This is a genomic window from Proteiniclasticum ruminis DSM 24773, from assembly GCF_000701905.1.
Classification (GTDB): Bacteria; Bacillota; Clostridia; order Clostridiales; family Clostridiaceae; genus Proteiniclasticum; species Proteiniclasticum ruminis.
Genome location: NZ_JNKC01000011.1, coordinates 1 through 18,940, shown reverse-complemented (window position 1 = coordinate 18,940; position 18,940 = coordinate 1). Strand labels below are relative to the sequence as shown.

The 18,940-nt window shown below is 46.7% G+C and carries 24 protein-coding genes, 4 pseudogenes and 1 other annotated feature; of the genes and pseudogenes, 11 read left to right on the top strand and 17 right to left on the bottom strand.

Features of this window, described 5'->3' with window-relative positions:
* Positions 1 to 262: 262 nt before the first annotated feature.
* The 5 genes from T487_RS0111770 to T487_RS0111750 all read right to left on the bottom strand — a co-directional run bounded on the left by T487_RS0111770 (position 263) and on the right by T487_RS0111750 (position 2,528).
* The gene (locus T487_RS0111770) at positions 263 to 544 is read right to left on the bottom strand and encodes a hypothetical protein (RefSeq protein ID WP_031577332.1); all 282 of its coding nucleotides are present in this window, start codon (positions 542 to 544) and stop codon (positions 263 to 265) included.
* A 38-nt stretch (positions 545 to 582) separates the two neighbouring features.
* A complete protein-coding gene (locus T487_RS0111765) occupies positions 583 to 783 on the bottom strand; it encodes a hypothetical protein (protein ID WP_207638314.1) in 201 nt (66 codons plus the stop codon).
* 165 nt (positions 784 to 948) lie between these two features.
* Complete coding sequence (locus tag T487_RS0111760) at positions 949 to 1,197, bottom strand: DUF4282 domain-containing protein (RefSeq protein ID WP_031577330.1); 249 nt, start codon at positions 1,195 to 1,197, stop codon at positions 949 to 951.
* Positions 1,198 to 1,410: 213 nt separating this feature from the next.
* Positions 1,411 to 2,037, bottom strand: coding sequence for a hypothetical protein (locus T487_RS0111755; RefSeq protein ID WP_155953266.1), 627 nt, complete (start codon positions 2,035 to 2,037; stop codon positions 1,411 to 1,413).
* A gap of 158 nt (positions 2,038 to 2,195) precedes the next feature.
* A complete protein-coding gene (locus T487_RS0111750) occupies positions 2,196 to 2,528 on the bottom strand; it encodes a hypothetical protein (protein ID WP_031577328.1) in 333 nt (110 codons plus the stop codon).
* Positions 2,529 to 2,941: 413 nt separating this feature from the next.
* Here T487_RS0111750 and T487_RS16290 point away from each other — a divergent pair.
* The 7 genes and pseudogenes from T487_RS16290 to T487_RS0111725 all read left to right on the top strand — a co-directional run.
* A pseudogene (locus T487_RS16290) lies at positions 2,942 to 3,025 on the top strand (IS200/IS605 family transposase); the annotation flags it as partial.
* A gap of 75 nt (positions 3,026 to 3,100) precedes the next feature.
* On the top strand, positions 3,101 to 3,670 hold the full coding sequence (locus tag T487_RS16570) for a DUF4825 domain-containing protein (protein ID WP_051651698.1): 570 nt from the start codon (positions 3,101 to 3,103) through the stop codon (positions 3,668 to 3,670).
* A 142-nt stretch (positions 3,671 to 3,812) separates the two neighbouring features.
* Entirely contained in the window at positions 3,813 to 4,400 is a 588-nt protein-coding gene (locus T487_RS0111740) for a helix-turn-helix domain-containing protein (RefSeq protein ID WP_051651697.1), read from the top strand.
* 172 nt (positions 4,401 to 4,572) lie between these two features.
* Complete coding sequence (locus tag T487_RS16810) at positions 4,573 to 4,713, top strand: hypothetical protein (RefSeq protein ID WP_143004650.1); 141 nt, start codon at positions 4,573 to 4,575, stop codon at positions 4,711 to 4,713.
* A complete protein-coding gene (locus T487_RS15545; RefSeq protein WP_162178257.1) occupies positions 4,703 to 5,365 on the top strand; it encodes a nucleotidyl transferase AbiEii/AbiGii toxin family protein in 663 nt (220 codons plus the stop codon). Before T487_RS16810 ends, T487_RS15545 begins: the two co-directional genes overlap by 11 nt.
* A 292-nt stretch (positions 5,366 to 5,657) precedes the next feature.
* A complete protein-coding gene (locus tag T487_RS0111730) occupies positions 5,658 to 6,284 on the top strand; it encodes a hypothetical protein (protein WP_031577325.1) in 627 nt (208 codons plus the stop codon).
* A 279-nt stretch (positions 6,285 to 6,563) separates the two neighbouring features.
* Positions 6,564 to 6,968 (top strand): DUF3846 domain-containing protein, encoded by a 405-nt coding sequence (locus tag T487_RS0111725; protein ID WP_031577324.1) that lies wholly within the window; start codon positions 6,564 to 6,566, stop codon positions 6,966 to 6,968.
* 115 nt (positions 6,969 to 7,083) lie between these two features.
* Here T487_RS0111725 and T487_RS16805 read toward each other — a convergent pair whose 3' ends face one another.
* The 11 genes and pseudogenes from T487_RS16805 to T487_RS0111680 form a co-directional block, all read right to left on the bottom strand.
* Positions 7,084 to 7,362, bottom strand: coding sequence for a nucleotidyl transferase AbiEii/AbiGii toxin family protein (locus T487_RS16805; RefSeq protein WP_423219172.1), 279 nt, complete (start codon positions 7,360 to 7,362; stop codon positions 7,084 to 7,086).
* The gene (locus T487_RS15540; protein ID WP_051651695.1) at positions 7,298 to 7,852 is read right to left on the bottom strand and encodes a nucleotidyl transferase AbiEii/AbiGii toxin family protein; all 555 of its coding nucleotides are present in this window, start codon (positions 7,850 to 7,852) and stop codon (positions 7,298 to 7,300) included. The genes T487_RS16805 and T487_RS15540 overlap by 65 nt, the downstream gene beginning before the upstream one ends.
* A gap of 56 nt (positions 7,853 to 7,908) precedes the next feature.
* Positions 7,909 to 8,502 carry a type IV toxin-antitoxin system AbiEi family antitoxin domain-containing protein gene (locus T487_RS0111715; RefSeq protein ID WP_031577323.1) on the bottom strand — a complete coding sequence of 198 codons (594 nt, stop codon included), beginning with the start codon at positions 8,500 to 8,502 and terminating at the stop codon, positions 7,909 to 7,911.
* A 275-nt stretch (positions 8,503 to 8,777) separates the two neighbouring features.
* Positions 8,778 to 9,482 carry a triphosphoribosyl-dephospho-CoA synthase gene (locus T487_RS0111710; RefSeq protein WP_051651694.1) on the bottom strand — a complete coding sequence of 235 codons (705 nt, stop codon included), beginning with the start codon at positions 9,480 to 9,482 and terminating at the stop codon, positions 8,778 to 8,780.
* Positions 9,472 to 9,855 (bottom strand): FCD domain-containing protein, encoded by a 384-nt coding sequence (locus tag T487_RS15535; RefSeq protein ID WP_242848059.1) that lies wholly within the window; start codon positions 9,853 to 9,855, stop codon positions 9,472 to 9,474. Before T487_RS15535 ends, T487_RS0111710 begins: the two co-directional genes overlap by 11 nt.
* Positions 9,852 to 10,187 (bottom strand): GntR family transcriptional regulator, encoded by a 336-nt coding sequence (locus T487_RS16640; protein WP_207638313.1) that lies wholly within the window; start codon positions 10,185 to 10,187, stop codon positions 9,852 to 9,854. The genes T487_RS15535 and T487_RS16640 overlap by 4 nt, the downstream gene beginning before the upstream one ends.
* Before the next feature lie 234 nt (positions 10,188 to 10,421).
* Positions 10,422 to 12,025, bottom strand: a pseudogene (locus T487_RS15530) (mannitol dehydrogenase family protein).
* A gap of 245 nt (positions 12,026 to 12,270) precedes the next feature.
* The gene (locus tag T487_RS0111695) at positions 12,271 to 13,434 is read right to left on the bottom strand and encodes an amidohydrolase (RefSeq protein ID WP_031577321.1); all 1,164 of its coding nucleotides are present in this window, start codon (positions 13,432 to 13,434) and stop codon (positions 12,271 to 12,273) included.
* A 14-nt stretch (positions 13,435 to 13,448) separates the two neighbouring features.
* Positions 13,449 to 14,267 (bottom strand): MetQ/NlpA family ABC transporter substrate-binding protein, encoded by an 819-nt coding sequence (locus T487_RS0111690; protein WP_031577320.1) that lies wholly within the window; start codon positions 14,265 to 14,267, stop codon positions 13,449 to 13,451.
* A 45-nt stretch (positions 14,268 to 14,312) separates the two neighbouring features.
* Complete coding sequence (locus T487_RS0111685; RefSeq protein WP_031577319.1) at positions 14,313 to 14,993, bottom strand: methionine ABC transporter permease; 681 nt, start codon at positions 14,991 to 14,993, stop codon at positions 14,313 to 14,315.
* On the bottom strand, positions 14,962 to 16,020 hold the full coding sequence (locus T487_RS0111680) for a methionine ABC transporter ATP-binding protein (RefSeq protein ID WP_031577318.1): 1,059 nt from the start codon (positions 16,018 to 16,020) through the stop codon (positions 14,962 to 14,964). The genes T487_RS0111685 and T487_RS0111680 overlap by 32 nt, the downstream gene beginning before the upstream one ends.
* A 60-nt stretch (positions 16,021 to 16,080) precedes the next feature.
* Positions 16,081 to 16,328: a binding site (T-box leader), on the bottom strand.
* A 257-nt stretch (positions 16,329 to 16,585) separates the two neighbouring features.
* On the opposite strand from T487_RS0111680, the pseudogene T487_RS16820 reads away from it, so the two are divergent.
* Positions 16,586 to 16,714, top strand: a pseudogene (locus T487_RS16820) (VirB6/TrbL-like conjugal transfer protein, CD1112 family); the annotation flags it as partial.
* 120 nt (positions 16,715 to 16,834) lie between these two features.
* Here the strand turns inward: T487_RS16820 and T487_RS0111670 are convergent.
* On the bottom strand, positions 16,835 to 17,146 hold the full coding sequence (locus T487_RS0111670; protein ID WP_031577317.1) for a hypothetical protein: 312 nt from the start codon (positions 17,144 to 17,146) through the stop codon (positions 16,835 to 16,837).
* A 190-nt stretch (positions 17,147 to 17,336) separates the two neighbouring features.
* Between T487_RS0111670 and T487_RS0111665 the strand changes: the two genes are divergently transcribed.
* The 3 genes and pseudogenes from T487_RS0111665 to T487_RS16480 all read left to right on the top strand — a co-directional run.
* A complete protein-coding gene (locus T487_RS0111665; protein WP_031577316.1) occupies positions 17,337 to 17,747 on the top strand; it encodes a PrgI family protein in 411 nt (136 codons plus the stop codon).
* Positions 17,689 to 18,492: pseudogene (locus tag T487_RS16715) on the top strand (VirB4-like conjugal transfer ATPase, CD1110 family); the annotation flags it as partial. The gene T487_RS0111665 and the pseudogene T487_RS16715, both read left to right, overlap by 59 nt.
* Positions 18,386 to 18,940: IS30 family transposase (locus T487_RS16480; RefSeq protein WP_162178256.1), on the top strand; the 555-nt coding region annotated here is incomplete at its 3' end. The pseudogene T487_RS16715 and the gene T487_RS16480, both read left to right, overlap by 107 nt.

Here is an 18,940-nt window from a genome sequence, read left to right as displayed (position 1 = left end):
GTGCTGTTAGATTCAGTATAACAGAATAAGTAGATGCTATCTATATAATTATACTTGTTATCCACTGATCTAATACGTTTCATTATAGCTTTTCGCTATGGATAAACTGCTCTTCTGAAGATAGGGATCCATGACGGTAAGAATGATGGAATAGCCTGGTCAACATCTATTTTATAAGTGCAGAATACTGACAGAATCTGTACATCAAAGAAATAGTATCCTACCTCTCTATATCAATTACCCTGTCTGGCTTCCCAGTACTCTATAGATGAACTAGAGTCAACTGAAAATACCCAAATAGAAAGTAATATCCAAAGCTTAAAGCGAACAATAGCAGCGCACAAAGAATCTTCCCCCCGCGATTCACCTTGGCTTTCCGTAGTTTTCCTGAATAATCCACAAAAAGATAGGTGGTCAGGAAGAAAAACAGCGGCTGCAACAGTGACAGATCATTGGTTAAGCTCCCTGATACAAATATCCACAACATCAGTGAATACATGATGATTTCTAGAATTCGGGCCAAGATGTCTTCTTCTTTGTTCATTTAAGTCTTCCTTTCTTTGTCTTATATGAAGGATACTACTATTCTGCATGGATGCTCTTCTCATTACTGACTTCTTTGCATAGGTCTTTCATAATGGACAGGCTCATCATAAGAAGAGCCGCTCCGAAAAGAGCAATCATCATGGTGACTCCACTCTGATACATTTTTTCTACCAATGAAGTGTAAACAGCCATTCCTCCTATGATGAACCAGATGAGGCTATAAAAAATCTGTTTCATTTGAAGTGTTTTCTTTTCTTTCATGTTATGCTTCCTCTCGTTATCTACTGATCTTTTCAAAAACCTACCGATCCAATGGCCCTTCACTTTTCTTGGAACATCGGCATGGATCCGTGCAAGGTGATGGGTCATGTGAACGAAGAGTTCCATCATCCTGTTTCAGATTCATCTGTTAGCGATCTTATTGAGATTTTCATGAATCTTAAAGATTACAATCATCCCCTCACACCAGATCCGGTTCACAAAGGGAGATGCTACGATGATGAGGAGTCCGCCTAAAGTTTCAAACCCACTTCCACCGCCACTCAGTCCCATCAGAAAGACCGTCACTCCAAAGAGCATTCCTATACCTGTTACAATGACATAGATGATCTTAATGATGGTGGGCGTGATCATGGTGTCAAAATTCAGCATTCTGCTCAAAAAGCTTTGATTTCTTCTTTCATCGTACATAAGAATCCCTTCTTTCTATATTCTTTGATGTCTTCTTACCTTATGTAAGATAAAAACACACCTCTCATTATCTATAACGATGAGAGGTGTGTTTTTGTTACACTCATTTGTTTGTTTTTTATATTATTTTCGGAATAGCTCATAATTCTTATCCTAGTTCCCTAGGATTTTGAGCTACTTAACGATAATTGTGCTCCGGAATCCCAAAGGATTTCCTGCCATTCCAGGTGTATTGCTGAAGGTGAAGATTCCAACCCCGGGATTATCTAGAGTAGTACCACCACGATGAAGAAATACCGCATTGCCAAACATGAAGCTGGACTCATCCCCATACCATGACAAGTATCCATCTCCACTGGAGGTTTCAAACATAGCGTCGCCTTTTTTGGATTTATTCACGTTATAGTTAGCCTCCCTGGTATCCTCTGCAGCATTATATGCATAGACCGTTTTGAATGCATTGCTGCTCTTGGGGTCACCCTCTTCTACCATGGATTTACCATTTAAGAGCAAGTTATCATTTCCGTTATGAATATAGGCTGCGACTCTTTCCCATAACCCACCAGCCATATCATACACACCATAGACATTCCCCGTGGTGCTTTGATCTTTGTTGTTTTCTAACGCATCTTGTGGCGTGGATGCTAAACCATCTGTTCCATTTCCTCCTGCTGTCACGGAAGTGGTGGTCCCATCTGCAAGTGTGGTCTTGGTGAGATTCGCTGATACTTCCACCCCATCTCTACCATATGGGCTCGTTGCAAGATATGCCACTGCCCCCCATTCACTGTTTTTGATCAAGTGCAGGAATGCATTTTCGTAAGGCAGGCTCTTTGAAAGAGTATACGCTTCTCCAATGGTTATGTTTAATAGGAATATGCATTAGGAAGAAATACCAGACCATTTTCATTCTTTACCGCTTCAAACTTGGAGACCCAGAATCCTGTTATCTCCTCATTCTATCCACCTTGCTCCACATTACTTGAAAAAGCTGGGTGAACGATGTAATCATTTGATATTTCTTCTGAGTTCTTATCTAGAGTCGTTTTATTCTGCAGAAAAATGATATCCACTTTTTCCTGACTGATCTTATAGGCAAACCTTGGAATCCATACCCAGTAAGAACCGTCTGCAGTTCTAGAGTTTGCCCATTTCGCTGCTTCTTCTCCTGTCTTTTTCGAATAATCATACCAATTGGTGTCTTTATCAGGGTCTTTCACGTCCACCCAATCATTGTTCTCCCATTTGATGGCGGTCATGCCTTCCAGCAGCGCTGGTTTATTTACCTCCATGAATCCTGAAGATTCTGGAGATTTAGAACCAGTGGGGGTTTCGGCAGGAGGATTATTCTTGTCTGAAGGTCCTTCAGGCTCTGCCTTCTTTGAACAAAAGGTTAAAAACAATAGGATGCGAGTATAAGAATAAAGATCAAGCCAAGTATAAATTTTGCTTTATTGTCTTTCTTTTCCATTGATTCTTCCCTCTTATTTTTTTATAAACGGAAACCGCCATTTTCCACGTTGCACATTTGTACCAGAGGTGAGGCGGTCCTTATCATAGCTTAATTTTACACTTTTGTAGTTTTTATTACAGGAATTGCGTCAGAAAGCCCATACCGAGCTTGCCTGGCTTCAGCCGTGGGATGAATGGCGCTTGCGTGGCAAAACATATTGCAGTTTGAATCTCATACCGATACAATGTGTTTATGAGCCAAATATATAGAAGAGCTCAAACAACTGTATCGCTAATCAAGTATCATTTTGTATTCTTCCCTAGATACCGCAGGAAACGTATCGAGCGAAACGATAAGGCGGTATGTCGAAGAACAAAAAACGAGGGATACCAAAATTTCTTTAAAGAGGCGTTGAGAATCGAGTACACAGATGCGGAAACACCAGGAGTGACCGACTACCATATCTATCAGGTAGACTATTCCACCACAGCCAAGGTTCAGCTTGATGTCCTTGTGGATGGCAAGAAGGCGGATTATAAATTGACGAGGTCCACTGAGCCCCTTATGTTCATGGAGTCAATCCCGTGGAGAAACGAAGCAGCGAATTTGTATAAACTTCGTTTGGATTATGTGGGTGACAATTCCGGAGTCAGTCGGCTGGTCCAGGCAACCGGACTTGAATTCGCGGGAGACTATACCCTTGAACTTAAAACATCGGAAAAGCCCTATGGTTTGAAACTCAATTACTCTAGAGTTAACGATAAATTCGAGATAATCGACTTCTCTCAATATTCTACGGAGTTACTGGGCTTAATCAAGAATCTGGACTATGTGGAGATCACAGACGGAAAAAGCACCCATAGACTAACAGCAGCGGAAGCTTCAAAAGCACTTGGTCATGATGTCAAAGAGTTTGGAACAGATCCATCTAAGCTGGAAGATTATTTGAAATCGCTCTATGAAAAATATACGAACGATTGAAGAAATACTCTGATTATGGGGGAAAATTCAAAAAATCAGCAAATGCCACGATTCGTAGCAGTGATGTCAGCACTGATTTCTTTTGGCAAAGGGAGGAAGGGATTATGATTCTCCTATAAACCAAATGAGGAGGAATAAAAAAATGAATATTGGACAAAAACTGAAGGACGCAAGAAAGAACGCCGGGTTATCCCAGGAGCAACTGGCAGAAAAGCTGTGTGTCTCCAGACAGGCCATCACCAAGTGGGAATCGGGTAAAGGAATCCCCGATGTGGAAAATCTTCAGAATATAAGCAAACTGTTTGGTGTCAGCATCGACTCCCTGCTGGATGATAGTGAAGCATTCCCATCAGGTATCATTAAGGAAAGCATCAATCTGGAGGACTATCCGAAGGAAGGCAAGTTCAAATCAAAGTATGATGCTGTGGTAAAGGCCAAATATCCTGATGCACATTCAATCATGCCATTGATCAGAAAGAAGAAGTTGAGCACTGTCGAAAAGGCTCTGGATTTCCTGATTCAGCCTGGTATTTATCATGTTGCAGACTCGATCAATGACATGTCTGCATACTATCTGGTTGAAAAAGGCAGCAAGCAATACCTGGTCAATGTCACTAAGGACTTTATCGAAAGCAGAGAGCTTGCCCGCCACTTCACAGGCCGAGGACAGACGATCGGAAACAACTACTTCACCAAAGCACTATATGCTGACCTCGTTGAAAAGAAGTAGGTGTTATAACACACTCAAATAGAATGAGGTTTCCTGCCAGGTAAATGCACACACCTGGCAGGAAGCTGTTTACGGACAAAACCAATTCATGAATAGGACATTGGAATCAGATAAGGAGTTATTTAAATTGCGCTATGCTAGGAGCATCCCCAAACTTGATCTATAGGGCGGAATGGCCATCAACCTGACAATTTTCAATTTGCCAAGGTTGTCTGTTGATATTGATCTGGATTTTTCAAAAAACGTCACTCGGGATGAAATGATGGCGACAAGATCAATCATCAATGACCGAATCGAAATTTATGAAAGCTAACGGCTATTTGTTAAGTCCCAAATCGAAGCAATATCATGCTCTTGATTCTTTTGTTTATGAATACTCAAATTCAGGAGGCATGAAGGATAACATTAAGGTTGAAATCAACTATATGCTTCGCTGTCATGTTCTTGAAACTGAACAAAGACATTTTGAATCTTCCTGGGAACCAATTGGAGTTTCTGTTCTTAGTGTGGCTCCCATCGAAATATTTGCAAGTAAAATCGTTGCTTTGATCAATCGAACGGCACCACGAGATCTTTATGACATTTATAACCTGGTGAAATTTGGGTTGATTGATGAATCAGAGGAGCCCCTGCTCAGGAAGTGTGTTGTTTTTTACAGCGCGATAGGCGCGGAATCTCCACCTTTTGAGTTCCAATTTAACACGATCGATCAAGTCACTCAGAATCGTATCAAGACAGACCTTTATCCTGTATTACGAAACAAGGACAAATTTGATCTTAAGACTGCTCAGATGCAAGTCAAGGCCTGGCTTGAATCGCTTCTAAAGCTTGAGGACAACGAACAGGAATTCCTGGATGCCTTTAGGAATAAGACATATCAGCCGGAGCTGCTTTTTGAATCAACCGAAATCGTAGAACGTATTCGAAACCACCCTATGGCACTCTGGAAGTGCTCACAAAAATAATTACTGACTCAGGAATTCAAATATTGAAGCATCTTCATTCGAAGTTGCTGTGAAGAATGACATTGCCATCGCATCCCGGCAACCACCCTAAGCGGCATTCTTACCGTTAAGAGACACGGTCAAAATGCCGCAAAATAGCTCTGCGTTTAGTCTTTGTGACATCTCCAGCTTGCCTGTCATGAGTCTATTTGTAACTATATTAACCTATACCTTAATGGGTGTAATATAATACTTATAAATACAGAAGAATATGTTGCTATGAGAAAAATAATTTAGAAAGGAGAACTGAAAAATGAAAAAGAGAACGAAGCGACTTGTTGGTGTTATAGGATTTCTTCTCCTTACTGCACTTGCCTTCGTGTTCTATTTCTATATGACTTTTTCAGGTAATATCATTGAGCGATTCAGCCAGCAAAGAGCAATCATTAAGGCATATGAAACAAGATATGATGAAGATTTTGAGATTGTAAGTTCAAGCTATGGTTATAAACGCAAGGAATTTTCATTCAAGATATCTTCAAAGAGTGAGCCTGAAATAGTGTTCACTTCGACTCTGGATGAAGCGGACCGTATCGATCGATATGCGGCTGCCCGCTGTACTGATTATCTTCGTAAAGTCATATCTGAAGCATTTGGTAAAGACTTTGATGATCTGCAATACAAAGTCAACATCTTTGAGGAGTACAATTCACCGGGTCTTCTCGAGCGTGACGTGACCACTCGCCTAAGCCAGAACCAATATGTTGTTGATTTATCATGGGATCCGCCTGTCCTTGATACTTTGCAGGTTGATACCATTTTTAATGATATGACGCAACGGATCTCGGCGCGTCTGGATACATCCATTGGCGGGCTTAAGATCCGCGCTGGAGTGTATGACGGAAAAGATTACTATATCACTGAGGTTGATCTAAGGTAATCATTAATGAGTAGGACGGAAGGGCGAATGCATCTTAATGAACTGCCGTAACGATGCCGGCAGTTCTTTTTTATCCTGACATAGTGAACACAGCTATAAGAAACATGATTGATATTCCAAACCACCTGAAAAGGTGGTTTTTTTTAATTAAATGGCATCCGGACCGTTAAAAACCACGGACAGTAGACCTCTAAATAGCATAATTCCTGATTATGCACAAAACATTGGAAAAAAGGAATGTTTCGTGCAATTTCAAAAACAGAAAAGGAGAAGAAATCTATGGACGTATTGATTGTTGAACCTGAAAAAGCACCCCGTATGGCCAGTATCACCGGTGACCTGAACTCTCTACAGCAGGTTGTCGGCGGCTACATCGAAGCCGTCTATCCATATGATGACCCGGTTGCCATTGTCTGTCATGAAGAAGGCAAGCTCATCGGCCTCCCTCTTAACCGAAAACTTGAGGACTACGACATCATCGCCGGAACCTTCATCGTCTGCGGACTTGGCGAAGAGGATTTTGATTCCTTGACGCCTGAGCTGGCCGAGAAGTACCGCGAGAAATTTGCTGATCCTGAGATCTTTATGAAGATGGGCAGCCGCATCGTTGCCATTCCTATCAAGCCCAAGGACGAGCTGCATATGGCCAAACCGAAGCAGAAGTCCACGGAACCTGAGCTTTAGCAAACTTGAAATGAAGAAGCCTTCTCAACAGATTGTTATTGAGAAGGCGACTTTCAATTACAAGTATACTTACTTCACTCGACTGATACGTATTTTTGTAAATACGTCAAATTAATCAGAGAGTCTGAACCAATCCCCTAATGGCCTCCATGACATCCTCATATGTGATCCCATCCGCGTACCGATAATCTTTTGTGTACTTACTCCATCTGGATCTCAATGTGTCGCTTCCACTGATTTTATCCAGTCGACTGCTGATGTTCGTAAAGATATGAGTCGTTTCCCTATGTGTAGCCGTTGATTTCAGGGCGTCTACAAATAACGAATGTTCAAAACGCTGGGTCTTCGCCAAGATATAAACATCGTAAAAATCCCTTGGGCGTATACAGCTCACCTCTTCTCAGAATAGTTTCCATTTTTTCAGCCAAGACGGTTTCAATGTTATAAGCCCAAATTCCGAAGCTGCCTTCTTCAAAAATCATTTTGAACAAATAGAGGACTTCCTTTGGTGTGATGGCGTCACCAGTTGTGATATCAATCTGCAAGGGAGTCGTGATGGTATCATATTCAGCCGTAATGCTCACTCGATAACCGCCATACGCATCATCGTCCCGTATGGCATCGATCCCGGAAAATGAGAAGGACACATCATCATCAATGACAACGCTGCAGATGTCATTGATCGCTTTGGTCAGGGCTTCAACGTTGATAGGATAATTCTTAATCGTTGCGTCCATATCCATTGTCGATCTGTTATCGATGCCGACAAGTGCCGCAATCAGCATTCCTCCTTTCAGGATGAATTTATCCTGATACTTTGATTGAGAAAGCCTTTCCAGGAACCGTTCAAACATGTAGTTTTGAAGCACGACTTGGGCGGACATATCTTTCTTCCTGGCCAAGTTTCAGATTTTCGCTTTTAAGCTCATGGCTTTCCCTCTCATATCAGCACCTCCAGATAGCTTTTTAGTACTGCTTCAACTTTCAGTTTCCTGGCATATTCCAAGAGAATTGAATGATCCGCAGATTTCAATTTCACAAATCGTTTCAACGCATCATTTAGAATCTGGACATCAATCCGACTTCTGCTTCTGATCAAATCACAGACAGTTCTCTCGACATCGTAAGCTCTGATTGGATTGCCATGTGAACTCTTCATCGTTTCTAAACCAAGTTCGTGCAGCTCTTTTTTGATGTAGTAGATTTTGAATCGATCTGCGACTGATCCCACCACTTTGTAACCACTTGGAACAGAGGCTGAATACTCAAAAGGCGTCCTGTCAGAAAGACCATGCAAATAGAGCGCAGTCTCATGAGAATAAATCAATTTTGGATATTTCGTTTGCATGGCATACATTTCATCTTCAATGGCATCAATTGAAACATAAACACCACGATCCACTCTTTCCAGTTTCCCTTCGGCTACCATCATTTGAAGATAGGTTCTAGGAATTTCATATATATCCAGGTCAGCACTTAAAACTGTGCCGTGTTGCTTCTGAATGAGCTTTTCAAGTTTTTCCAGGTAATTCATCATCATCACCCCTTTTTGCAAATATACTTATATTGCAGTCCGTTTAAGTATATTTGTAAACAAATTTATCAAGACACTGCATAACGATCAAAAACTACTTTCTCGCTGACACTCTAAGTTCAGTTATTAGAAACAGAACTTTTCCATAATCAGTACTTGTAAAGGAAAGCTGATAATCTTATTTGAAAATGCGCACATGAAAATACGGTCAAGATACTTTGACCGCAATGCTTTTGTAGTTTCATTTGGACGCCTGGCCAAGAATTTTGTGGGATTTACTCATTGAGAACGTAGAAAAATCCTTCCCAGTCCCAAAAGGCATAGATGTACTTGTCCTCTGTATCACCCTTTACTGAATAGAGACGAACGGCTGATTCATTGTACTTTGCCTTGCCTAAATACTTACCCTTATCAGCAATTGTGAAGTCCAGGCCATTGATCTGCCGATATTCAGTTTCTTCGATTGCGTCCACATAGAGCCGTTCGCCATGGGTGGCCGGTGGCCGGTGGGCCAGGCTTTGAAAATCCTTGGAGACCAGCCCCTGGGTCATTTGGGTGACCAGCTGAAGCACCGCTTCCGTTTCTTCCGGGATGTAGGGCCCTTCGCCCTCTCGGATGCGGGCATAGCGCCCCAGGGCCGCCAGGATGATCCCCATGGAGAAGATAATCCCCTTATGGGTGTTCACCTTTCCCGTGGCGTCAAACATCTTCTCTTCCACCTCCATGCCTAAAGGACGAATTTGGGCAAACAGGGCGGGAAGATCCTCCTCCCCCGTAAATCCAGCGAGGAAGAACTCCCGGAAGCCGTGGCTAAGGCTCACGGCGCTGCGGACAAAGGTAAAGATGTCCATGTCCCGGTGGGAACCGGGATCCTTGGCATCCACAAGACCAGGCTTGGGGGTGAGAATAACTTCAAAGAGTATGGATTCTGTGGCCAGGTCCGCCATGGCGCGGACCAGAGCCTCCTGTTTACTCTTCATCCGCTTTCTGCTGCTCCGCTTCCAGCTTCTCCATGGCCATGAGAATGAACTTCTCGGAGAAGTCGAGATGCTCGCTGGTGATCTGGGTGAGCATGTCCTTGTCCTGTTTCTTCATATATTTATAGAGGAGCCAATGCTCATCCAGGGCCTTGCGGCGCCGGTTATCCTCCGTGAGGGAAATATCCCGGAAACGAACCAGGTATTGGCGAAGCTTTTTCACGATGACATCCAGCCGGGGCATCTTGGCAAAGCGGTAAATCATGTCGTTGAATTCCTTGGAGAGTTCCACCACCAGTTTGACATCGCCTACGTTGTCGGCTTTGTCCGTACGTTCCAGAAGATCCCGCATTTCGTCGAACTGTTCAGGGGTCATGATCTTGGCGGCATTGAGGGTGGCGAGAATATCCAGATCCTTACGGATCTGGTAGATTTCATGGCATCGTCGATGGTAATTTTCTTCACCACGATGCCGTAATGGGGGACGTATTCCACCAGGCCTTCTTCCTGGATCCGGCGCAGGGCTTCCCGGATGGGAGTTCGACTGATGTTCATTTTGTCCGCATAGACCGTTTCGTTGATGCGTTCGCCTACGGGAATGATGCCTTTAATGATGGCGTCGCGCAGCCACTCAAATACGATTTCGTTCAGCGGTTTGTTCTGGCTCAAATCCGCAAGCTTGACCACTTCGGAAATGTAGTCTTCCATGGGTACCTCTCCTTCATTGAGAATTCTTGATTATCTGTATACAGTATTCTTCTGTACACCTATTAGAGGAGATTCTTGTATCGTTTCCAATTCTCCGCGATAAAAACCTCTAAAATACAATGGCTGTTCCCCTTGAATCCCTTGAAGTTTCGCAATTTTATGCGGATTATGGGGCAGTGATCAACGATCACTGCCCCATCCGATTTCATCTTTTGTGTTGTATGGAGGGTTCTCTTACGCCAGGTACTTTTTCAAGGTTGCACGAACGGCGCCCTTGCCTGCGATGAGTTCCAGGAACATGCTTTCCACTTTGTCGGCCAGTCCGGCTTTGTTGAGATCCACACCAAAGAGGATTTCATTGGCCAGGACTTCCTTCAGCTGTCCGGTGTAGGAAGCGGGATTTCCAGCTTCGATGCCTGCCAGCTTCTTCTGCAGCTCTTCCATCATGGGATCGCTGGAGACATTGAAGGCTTCCAGGTTGTCATTGACGCCCAGGAGGTAGCGGAGCCATCCGGCCAGAGCCAGGGGAATGAAGGTGAGCTTGGAGGAATCCAGGTCATCGCGCTTCATGTAGGACTTGATGGTCTCGCCGAAGCGGATGGCCACCTTCTGGCTAGTATCTGTGGCGATACGCTGTGGGGTATCCGGGATGAAGGGGTTGGGAAGTCTTTCTTCGATGACTTCCTTGATGAAGCTCATGGGGCTGATGATCTTGGGATCCACAACCACGGGCATGCCTTCGGTATAGCCGATCTTCTCCACCAGAGCCTTCAGCTCGGTGTCCTTCATCTCGGCGGAAATGCTCTCATAACCCAGAACGCAGCCATACACAGCCAGAGCGGTATGGAGGGGGTTGAGGCAGGTGGTGACTTTCATGGTTTCCGTATTGTTTACGGTATCTCTTGTGGTGAAGTATACGCCAGCTTTTTCCAGGGCAGGACGTCCGTTGGGGAACTTATCCTCTACCACCAGGTACTGGGGAACTTCTGCATTTACATAGTGAGCAATGAAGGTGTTTCTGGAGGTGACTAAAGGAGCCATATCTTCCAGGCTGATTTCATCCAGCTTGGCCTTCACTTCTTCGGAAGGTCTGGGGGTGATCTTGTCGATCATGCTCCAGGGGAAGGAGATCTTGCTCTCGTCGCTGAGGTAGTTGAGGAATCCGGCTTCAACAAAGCCTCTTTCGATCCATTCCTTGGCGATGCGCTTCACGGAAACTTCGACCTTTTCGCCATTGTGGGAGCAGTTGTCCATGCTCACAATGGCGAAGGGGAACTGGCCGGCCAGGTAACGGTCATACACCAAGGAGGTGACAACGCTCACGGCATGGCTGGGGCTCTTGGGTCGTTCTCGAAGTCCTTCTGCACGAAGGGGAAAACTTTGCCGTTGACGTTGGTCAGGGCGTATCCCTTTTCGGTGATGGTGAAGCTGATCATCTGAAGGCTGGGGTTCACGAAGATCTCGCGAAGACGGGCAGCTTTCTTTTCCTTGGAAAGATCAGCCTTGACGCCCTCGGTGATGCTGGCCACCACGGAGGGCACCATGGATCCATCGGCATAGAGGCTGGTGAGAAGGGTCAGATTGTCATAGGGATCGTAAATCTTCTCGATGATATCAAAGTCGAAGGTTTCTGCGGCGATGATGCCGGTGTCGGCATTGCCTTCCTCCAGAAGTTTATGCTGCAGATTTGCGATGAAGCCTCTGAAAATATTGCCTGCGCCAAAGTGCACCCAAACAGGATTCTTCTTGGTCTTAGCTGCCACAGCTGCATAGTCGAAGTGGGGAACCTTAATACCCTTTTCTTCCATGGCCTTGAAGTTTTGTAGGTTCAGTTTCATTTTTACACCTCAATGTAAAATCACGATTATCCTGTTTCCCAGGATTCTTGACTTTAGTGTATTCCATTTCATACCGAAATTCCATGGATTAAAATTAACGGCACTTATTCCCAATGAAAGTGAAATATTTGCAATACATTGGCCTAAAAATCGGGGGCTTCCCCGAAAAAATGGAGAAAATCAGCAAAATCGCATTCGCTTTTTTCCCCACATTTTTCGCTCAGGGCTTATTTAAGGAAAGCTCTTTAAACCAGAAAAGCCTCAGCATAGGCCACATAGAGCTCCGTGGCGATGAGAAGTCCCTTTTCGTCGATATCAAAGTGGCCATGATGATGGGGAAAACTGCTGTTTTCATCCTGGGGATTTCGGGTACCCACATTAACATAGACGCCGGGCACCACCCGCTGCAGTTCTGCAAAATCATCGGCCCCCAGGGATTTCGGGGCATTGGTGTCCACATTGTCTTCACCCACGATTTTTCTGCAGACCGATGCCGCAAGCTCTGCCGAAGCCTGATCATTGATGACCGGGCTTGCAAAATCCTGGAACTCGATGTCCACGGTGGCCCCGTGGGACTCTGCTGTGGCCCGCAGGACCCGTTCAATGGATGCCTGGGTTTTTTCCCGGGTTTCCTGGCTGTAGGTGCGGAAGGTTCCTTCAAGGACCGCTTCCTGGGCGATGATGTTATAGCGGGTCCCCGAGGATAGAACGCCAATGCCCACCACCACGGGATCCACCGGATCCGTCTGTCTGGCCACGATGCTCTGGAGGGACACCACGCTTAGTGAAGCAATGTAGAGGGCATCCACCGCGGCGTGGGGCTTTCCCACATGGCCGCTTTTCCCGTGGATGGTGACTTTGAAGTAGTCGCAGGAAGCGGCAATGGGTCCCGGCGTGACGGTGACTTTTCCCGTATCCAAGCCGGAGGCCACATGGAGGCCGAAGACCCCATCCACATCCTGGAGATGACCGCCCGCTACAAACTGACGGGCACCTTGGCCGATTTCCTCCGCCTGCTGGAAGAACAGCCGCACCGATCCGGGAAGTTCCGATTCTTTAGTCTTCAGGACCTTGGCTGCGCCCAGGAGTGCTGCCGTATGGGCATCATGTCCGCAGGCATGCATAAGTCCCTCATATTTAGAAGCATACTCGGCGGTATTGAGCTCCTGGAGTTCCAGGGCATCGATATCCGCCCGCATGGCCAGGACCTTTCCTTCTTTTCCTTTGAGATAGCCGATGACCCCGGTTTCCCCCACCCGCTCATGGGGGATGAGGAGTTTGTCCAGCTCCTCTTCAATGCGTCTAGCCGTTTCGAATTCCTTTAGGCTGGATTCCGGATGCTGGTGAAAATGCCGCCGAAGCCCCACCACATAGTCTTCTGTTTCTTGAACCTCTCGTCGAATTTCCATGCTTCTCCCCTTTCCTACCAAGGTGTCACCTGGGAGCCCTTGTAGAGCTCGTTGATGATGGCTCGTACGGCTTCCGTCTGGTAGAGTTCCACGATGCGCTTCAGGGCCTTATTGTCTTTGTCTTCGGTGCGGACAGCAATGACATTGATGTAGGGCTTGGACTTATCGTCCACGGGCTCCAGGAAAATGGCATCCTTGGCTGGGTTGAGTCCGGCATCCACGGCAAAGCCGCTGTTGATGACGGATACAGTCACGTCTTCCTGAACCCGGGCAGTGGTGCTGGCATCCACTTCCACCAGTTCCAGTTCCAGGGGATTCTCCACCACGTCCTTCAGCGTGGGCAAAATTCCGGCGGCTTCATCGATTTTGAGAAGTCCTGCGGATTGAAGAAGGATCAGGGCTCGGCCGCCGTTGGTGGCATCATTGGGGATGGCTACGGAGTCCCCGGACTTCAGCTCTTCCAGCTTGGTGATCTTCTTGGAGTAAATCCCTAGTGGGGCGATGACGGTCTCGCCGATGACGGTGAGATCCAGTTTGTGTTCCGCCACAAATTTGTCGAAGAACGCATAATGCTGAAACGCATTGGCATCCACTTCCCCTTCGGCCAGGGCCTGGTTGGGCCGGGTATAATCGGAGAAGCTTACCACTTCCAGAGTGATACCTTCCTTGGCCAGTTCTTCTCGGATATGCTTCCAGACTTCAGACTCGCTGCCCGTGACCCCCAGCTTGATGGTGGTGGTTTCTGCGGAAGTTGCCTTGCTTCCGCAGGCGGTGAAGGTGAGGGCGGTGATGGCGATGGTGAATCCGGCGATGAGTTTTTGAATATTTTTCATTGGTTGTACTCCTTTATGCGGTTTATTTTTTAGTAAAGATCAGGGTTAGTGGGTGGTGCGTTTGACGAAATAGGAGCCGATGCTCTGGAGAATGGTGACCATGACGAGGATCACGGCTACAGTGACGTAGGTCACATCGTTATGGTTTCGCTGGTAACCGTAGCGGATGGCAAAGTCGCCCAGTCCTCCGCCGCCGATGGAACCGGCCATGGCGGAAAGGCCGATGAGGCTCACGGCGGTAATGGTGATGCCGCGAATGATGCCGGGTAGTCCTTCCCGGAGATAGACCCGGAAGATGATTTCCCAGGGACTGGAGCCCATGGCCTGGGCCGCTTCGATGACCCCGTCACTGACTTCGGAGAGGGCCGTGTCCATCTGGCGGGCGAGAAAGGGGACGGTGCCAAAGACTAAGGGGACGATGGCGCCTTTAGTCCCGATGCCCGTGCCCACAATGGCCCGGGTCAGGGGAAGAAGGGCAGCCAAAAGGATGATAAAGGGAATGCTGCGAAAGACATTGATGGTCTGGGAGAGGATCTTCTGGACTGCTTTATTCTCCAGGATGTTTCCTTCCCGGGTTACCACCAGAAGGATGCCCACGAAAGTGCCCAGCACCAGGGAAATAGCGCCGGAGATGGACACCATGGTCAAGGTGTCAAAGATGGCCTGGACAAACTCTTCCTGGTTAAAGAGAACATTAGGCAGATACTTTTCGAGTAATGTATTCAACGTCGATCACCTCCACTTGCAGATTGTTTTGGGTAAAGTAGTCAATGCCTTTTTCGATGTTGGCTGCGGTTCCCCGGAAGAGGACCAGGAGCTCCCCCACGGGAACATGGCTGAGGATCTCCAGATTTCCGTAGAGGATGCTGGCATCCAGGCTAAAGCGCCGGGAGACTTCCGAGATGAGGGCTGCCCCCACCGCATGACCGGTGTAGCTCACCCGGGTGAGCACATCCTCGGGACGGATGTCGAAGATGTTGGCTTCTTCCGTGAGGAAGTCGAAGATCTTGTCACGATTCTGGGCGGTGTCGATGAACTCCTTGGTGGTTTGGGCTTTTGGACTGCTGAACACCTGAGCCACATTTCCGCTTTCGATGATCCTTCCGTCTTCCATGATGCTGACCCGGTCGCAGATTTCCTTGATCACGGTCATTTCATGGGTGATGAGGACGATGGTGAGCCCGAGATTCTGATTGAGCTCCTTCAGAAGCTTCAGGATGGACCTGGTGGTTTTGGGGTCCAGGGCGGAGGTGGCTTCGTCGCAGAGCAGCACTTCCGGGTCATTGGCGAGTGCCCTGGCGATGGCCACGCGCTGCTTTTGCCCGCCGGAGAGCTGATTGGGATAGGCGTTCTCTTTGTCAGCGATGCCCACCAGATTGAGGAGCCTTCTCACTTTTTCCTGCTCCTGGGATTTTGTCAGTCCTGACCCTTTCAGGGGATAGGCTACATTGCTGTAGATGGTGCGGGAGTTGAGGAGATTGAAATGCTGGAAGATCATCCCAATCTTTTTCCGCCGATTTCGCAGCTCCTTTTCGGGGAGTGTCGTCAGGTCTTCTCCCTGGAGGATGACTTTTCCTGCGGTGGGTCTTTCCAGGAGATTAATGCAGCGGATGAGGGTGCTCTTCCCGGCTCCCGAGTAGCCGATGATGCCGTAGATTTCTCCGGCTTCAATCTTCAGCTCCACATCCCGGACGGCTTCCACCCTCCCTTCTTTTCCTTCAAAGTTTTTACGTAAACCGATGAGTTCGATCATCATTTTGTCCTCCTTTGTAAAATAAAAAAGCTTCCCTCCCTTTTGCATATTTTTCTATGCAAAAGGGACGAAAGCTTCGTGTTACCACCCTAATTTATATATCCCTCGCAGGATATACCTCTCCAAGTACGCCGGGATTCCCCTTGATACTCTGTCACTGTAACGTGTGCTCACGTCAAACCCTAGGGTTTCCCCTCAGATCTGAAACTCCGAGACCATCTTCCGCCTGCTATCCCATGCGCCCTCTCACCCCACGGCACTCTCTGTATCGGTATTCACCGGCATACTCTTCTCTTCAACGTCTTTGTTGTATTTTTTAAGACTTTATCACGGTTCAAAATATCCGTCAAGACTAATTTTTTGAATAAAATGAATTGTAAGCCTTTTCAACTTATCGCGGTCAACGGCTAAACTCCTTGGTAATCAATGGAATTTAGAATCAAAAAATATTTTGAATCCCCAACTGTATTTTCCATCCTCAACCCTCTTTAAACCTTCGAAATATGACAAGACTATTCCGGAAAGCTTGCTGAATATCTGATAGAATAGATATAACTAGTTTAGTCTAAACAGCATCGCCACGGAAACCGACATCATCAAGGCTGTATGGACAACCCTGGGCTATACCGTTCTGCTCTGTTTCACCCTGTTCAAGACCGGGAGTCTTGCCAAATCCATCTTCAATGCCCATTAAGCAAAAAGACGAATGCTGATAATCCCATCTGGAAATGCGCACACGAAAAAACGGCCAATGTACTTTGGCCGCAATGCTTGTGTAGTTTCGTTTGGACGCTTGGACAAAATCTTGTGGGATTTACTCATTGAGAACGTAGAAAAAACCTTCCCAGTCCCAAAAAGCATAGATGTACTTGTCCTCTATATCGCCCTTTACTGAATAGAGACGAACGGTTGATTCATTGAACTTTGCCTTGCCTAAATACTTACCCTTATCAGCAATTGTAAAATCCAGGCCATTGATCTGCCGATATTCAGTCTCTCCGATTGTGAGGACATCCCACTCTGCGCCAGTAATCTCACCAATAACCCGGCCCTCTCGAGAAACATAAAAAGCTGAAATTAAAACCAAGATAGCTAAACCAACTATGAATGCAGTCTTTTTTCTCAATGTCACACCCCCCCAACCATATTTTAAATATCAGCATAAAAATCCCGGAAAAATTCATTGATATCAAATCAATTATATCATTTGCGCATTGCTCATCGTGAGCAGTTTTTCTCGAATCTAAATCACTCGACAGAAGTGTATACTCACCAAATCCATCTTCAATGCCCATTAAGCGAAAGGAGGAAAGCCTGTGGCCTATGTCCCTGTACCCAAGGATCTGACCAAGATCAAGACCAAGGTGATGCTCAACCTCACCAAGCGTCAACTGATTTCATTTGGCAGCGGTGCTCTTCTGGGAGTCCCGCTGTTTTTTCTTGCCAAACCCCACATGAGTGTCAGCACGGCTGCGCTGCTCATGGTGCTGTCCATGCTGCCTTTTTTCCTGCTGGCCATGTATGAACGGAACGGTCAGCCCCTGGAAAAGATCCTTTATCAGCTCATTCAGAGCCGATTCATCCGACCGAAGAAGCGGCCTTACCAGACCGACAACTTCTATGCCGCCGTAGAGCGGCAAACCAATCTGGACAAGGAGGTAAAAGCGATTGTCCACCCAGAAAACCATCCAACGAAAACTCAGCCGCGAGGAAAGAAATCGCATTGAAAGCGCCATCGCCAGAGCCAAGCGTGACAGCAAGGTTCCGGCCACGGCCCAGCAGACGATCCCTTACCTGCGCATGCATCCCGACGGCATCTGCCAGGCAACGGATGCCTTATATACCAAGACTATCCAGTTTCAGGACATCAACTATCAGCTGGCTCAGAACGAGGACAAGACGGCCATCTTTGACGGGTGGTGCGATTTTCTCAACTACTTTGACAGCTCCATCCGCTTTCAGTTCTCTTTTCTGAATCTGAGTGCCAGCATCGAGGAATTCGAGCAGTCCATCCTGATCCCGAACCAGAACGATGACTTTGATGACATTCGCGAAGAGTATGCCAATATGCTCCGGGGTCAGCTGGCCAAGGGCAACAACGGCCTGTCCAAGACCAAGTTCATCACCTTCGGCATCGAAGCAGAGAATCTTCGCACAGCCAAGCCCCGGCTGGAGCGCATCGAGAATGATCTTCTGAACAGCTTCAAGCGTCTTGGCGTCGCAGCAGATCCTTTGAGCGGCAAAGACCGCCTGAAGCTCCTGCACAGTATTTACCACCTGGACGGGCAGGAGCGCTTTCTCTTTGACTGGGACTGGCTGCCCCTATCGGGCCTTTCCACCAAAGACTACATCGCACCCGCATCCTTTGATTTTTCCGAGAGCAGGAACTTTCGGATGGGCAAAAAGAATTGCTCTGTTTCCTTCCTGCAGATCCTCGCCCCCGAGCTCAACGATCGCATGCTGGCGGAATACACACACCAGAACAAACAAGCGTATCCTCGGAAAGAGCATCGATGAACGTCCTGAAGAGATCAATAACAGATCTGTCTTTGGACACTGGGAAATCGACTGTGTGCTGCTTAAAAAAACGAAGGAAAAGGTTCTTCTTACTATGATAGAAAGAGTCTCTAGACACTCCATCATCCGTCTCATAGAAAGCAAGACAGCCGCCTGCGTGAGCCAGGCGATCCGTGCCTTGCAGAAGGAATACGGAACCTCCTTTGACACTATTTTCCAGAGCATCACTTCCGATAATGGTTCAGAGTTTGCAGATCTTACTTCCTGTCTTGAACATACCGCTACCGAAGTTTATTATGCCCATCCCTTCTCTTCCTGGGAGAGAGGCGCTAATGAGCAGAATAACGGCATGATCAGACGGTTCATTCCTAAAGGTATCGATCCTCAGTCCGTTACCCCTGAA

Coding starts and splice junctions, on each gene's coding strand:
- T487_RS0111770 (WP_031577332.1), bottom strand. CDS start 544: ATGAACAAAGAAGAAGACATCTTGGCCCGAATTCTAGAAATCATCATG.
- T487_RS0111765 (WP_207638314.1), bottom strand. CDS start 783: ATGAAACAGATTTTTTATAGCCTCATCTGGTTCATCATAGGAGGAATG.
- T487_RS0111760 (WP_031577330.1), bottom strand. CDS start 1,197: ATGCTGAATTTTGACACCATGATCACGCCCACCATCATTAAGATCATC.
- T487_RS0111750 (WP_031577328.1), bottom strand. CDS start 2,528: ATGGAGGTAAATAAACCAGCGCTGCTGGAAGGCATGACCGCCATCAAA.
- T487_RS0111740 (WP_051651697.1), top strand. CDS start 3,813: ATGAATATTGGACAAAAACTGAAGGACGCAAGAAAGAACGCCGGGTTA.
- T487_RS16810 (WP_143004650.1), top strand. CDS start 4,573: ATGGCCATCAACCTGACAATTTTCAATTTGCCAAGGTTGTCTGTTGAT.
- T487_RS15545 (WP_162178257.1), top strand. CDS start 4,703: ATGAAAGCTAACGGCTATTTGTTAAGTCCCAAATCGAAGCAATATCAT.
- T487_RS0111730 (WP_031577325.1), top strand. CDS start 5,658: ATGAAAAAGAGAACGAAGCGACTTGTTGGTGTTATAGGATTTCTTCTC.
- T487_RS0111725 (WP_031577324.1), top strand. CDS start 6,564: ATGGACGTATTGATTGTTGAACCTGAAAAAGCACCCCGTATGGCCAGT.
- T487_RS15540 (WP_051651695.1), bottom strand. CDS start 7,852: ATGTCCGCCCAAGTCGTGCTTCAAAACTACATGTTTGAACGGTTCCTG.
- T487_RS0111715 (WP_031577323.1), bottom strand. CDS start 8,502: ATGAATTACCTGGAAAAACTTGAAAAGCTCATTCAGAAGCAACACGGC.
- T487_RS0111710 (WP_051651694.1), bottom strand. CDS start 9,482: ATGAAGAGTAAACAGGAGGCTCTGGTCCGCGCCATGGCGGACCTGGCC.
- T487_RS15535 (WP_242848059.1), bottom strand. CDS start 9,855: ATGACCCCTGAACAGTTCGACGAAATGCGGGATCTTCTGGAACGTACG.
- T487_RS16640 (WP_207638313.1), bottom strand. CDS start 10,187: ATGGAAGACTACATTTCCGAAGTGGTCAAGCTTGCGGATTTGAGCCAG.
- T487_RS0111695 (WP_031577321.1), bottom strand. CDS start 13,434: ATGGAAATTCGACGAGAGGTTCAAGAAACAGAAGACTATGTGGTGGGG.
- T487_RS0111690 (WP_031577320.1), bottom strand. CDS start 14,267: ATGAAAAATATTCAAAAACTCATCGCCGGATTCACCATCGCCATCACC.
- T487_RS0111680 (WP_031577318.1), bottom strand. CDS start 16,020: ATGATCGAACTCATCGGTTTACGTAAAAACTTTGAAGGAAAAGAAGGG.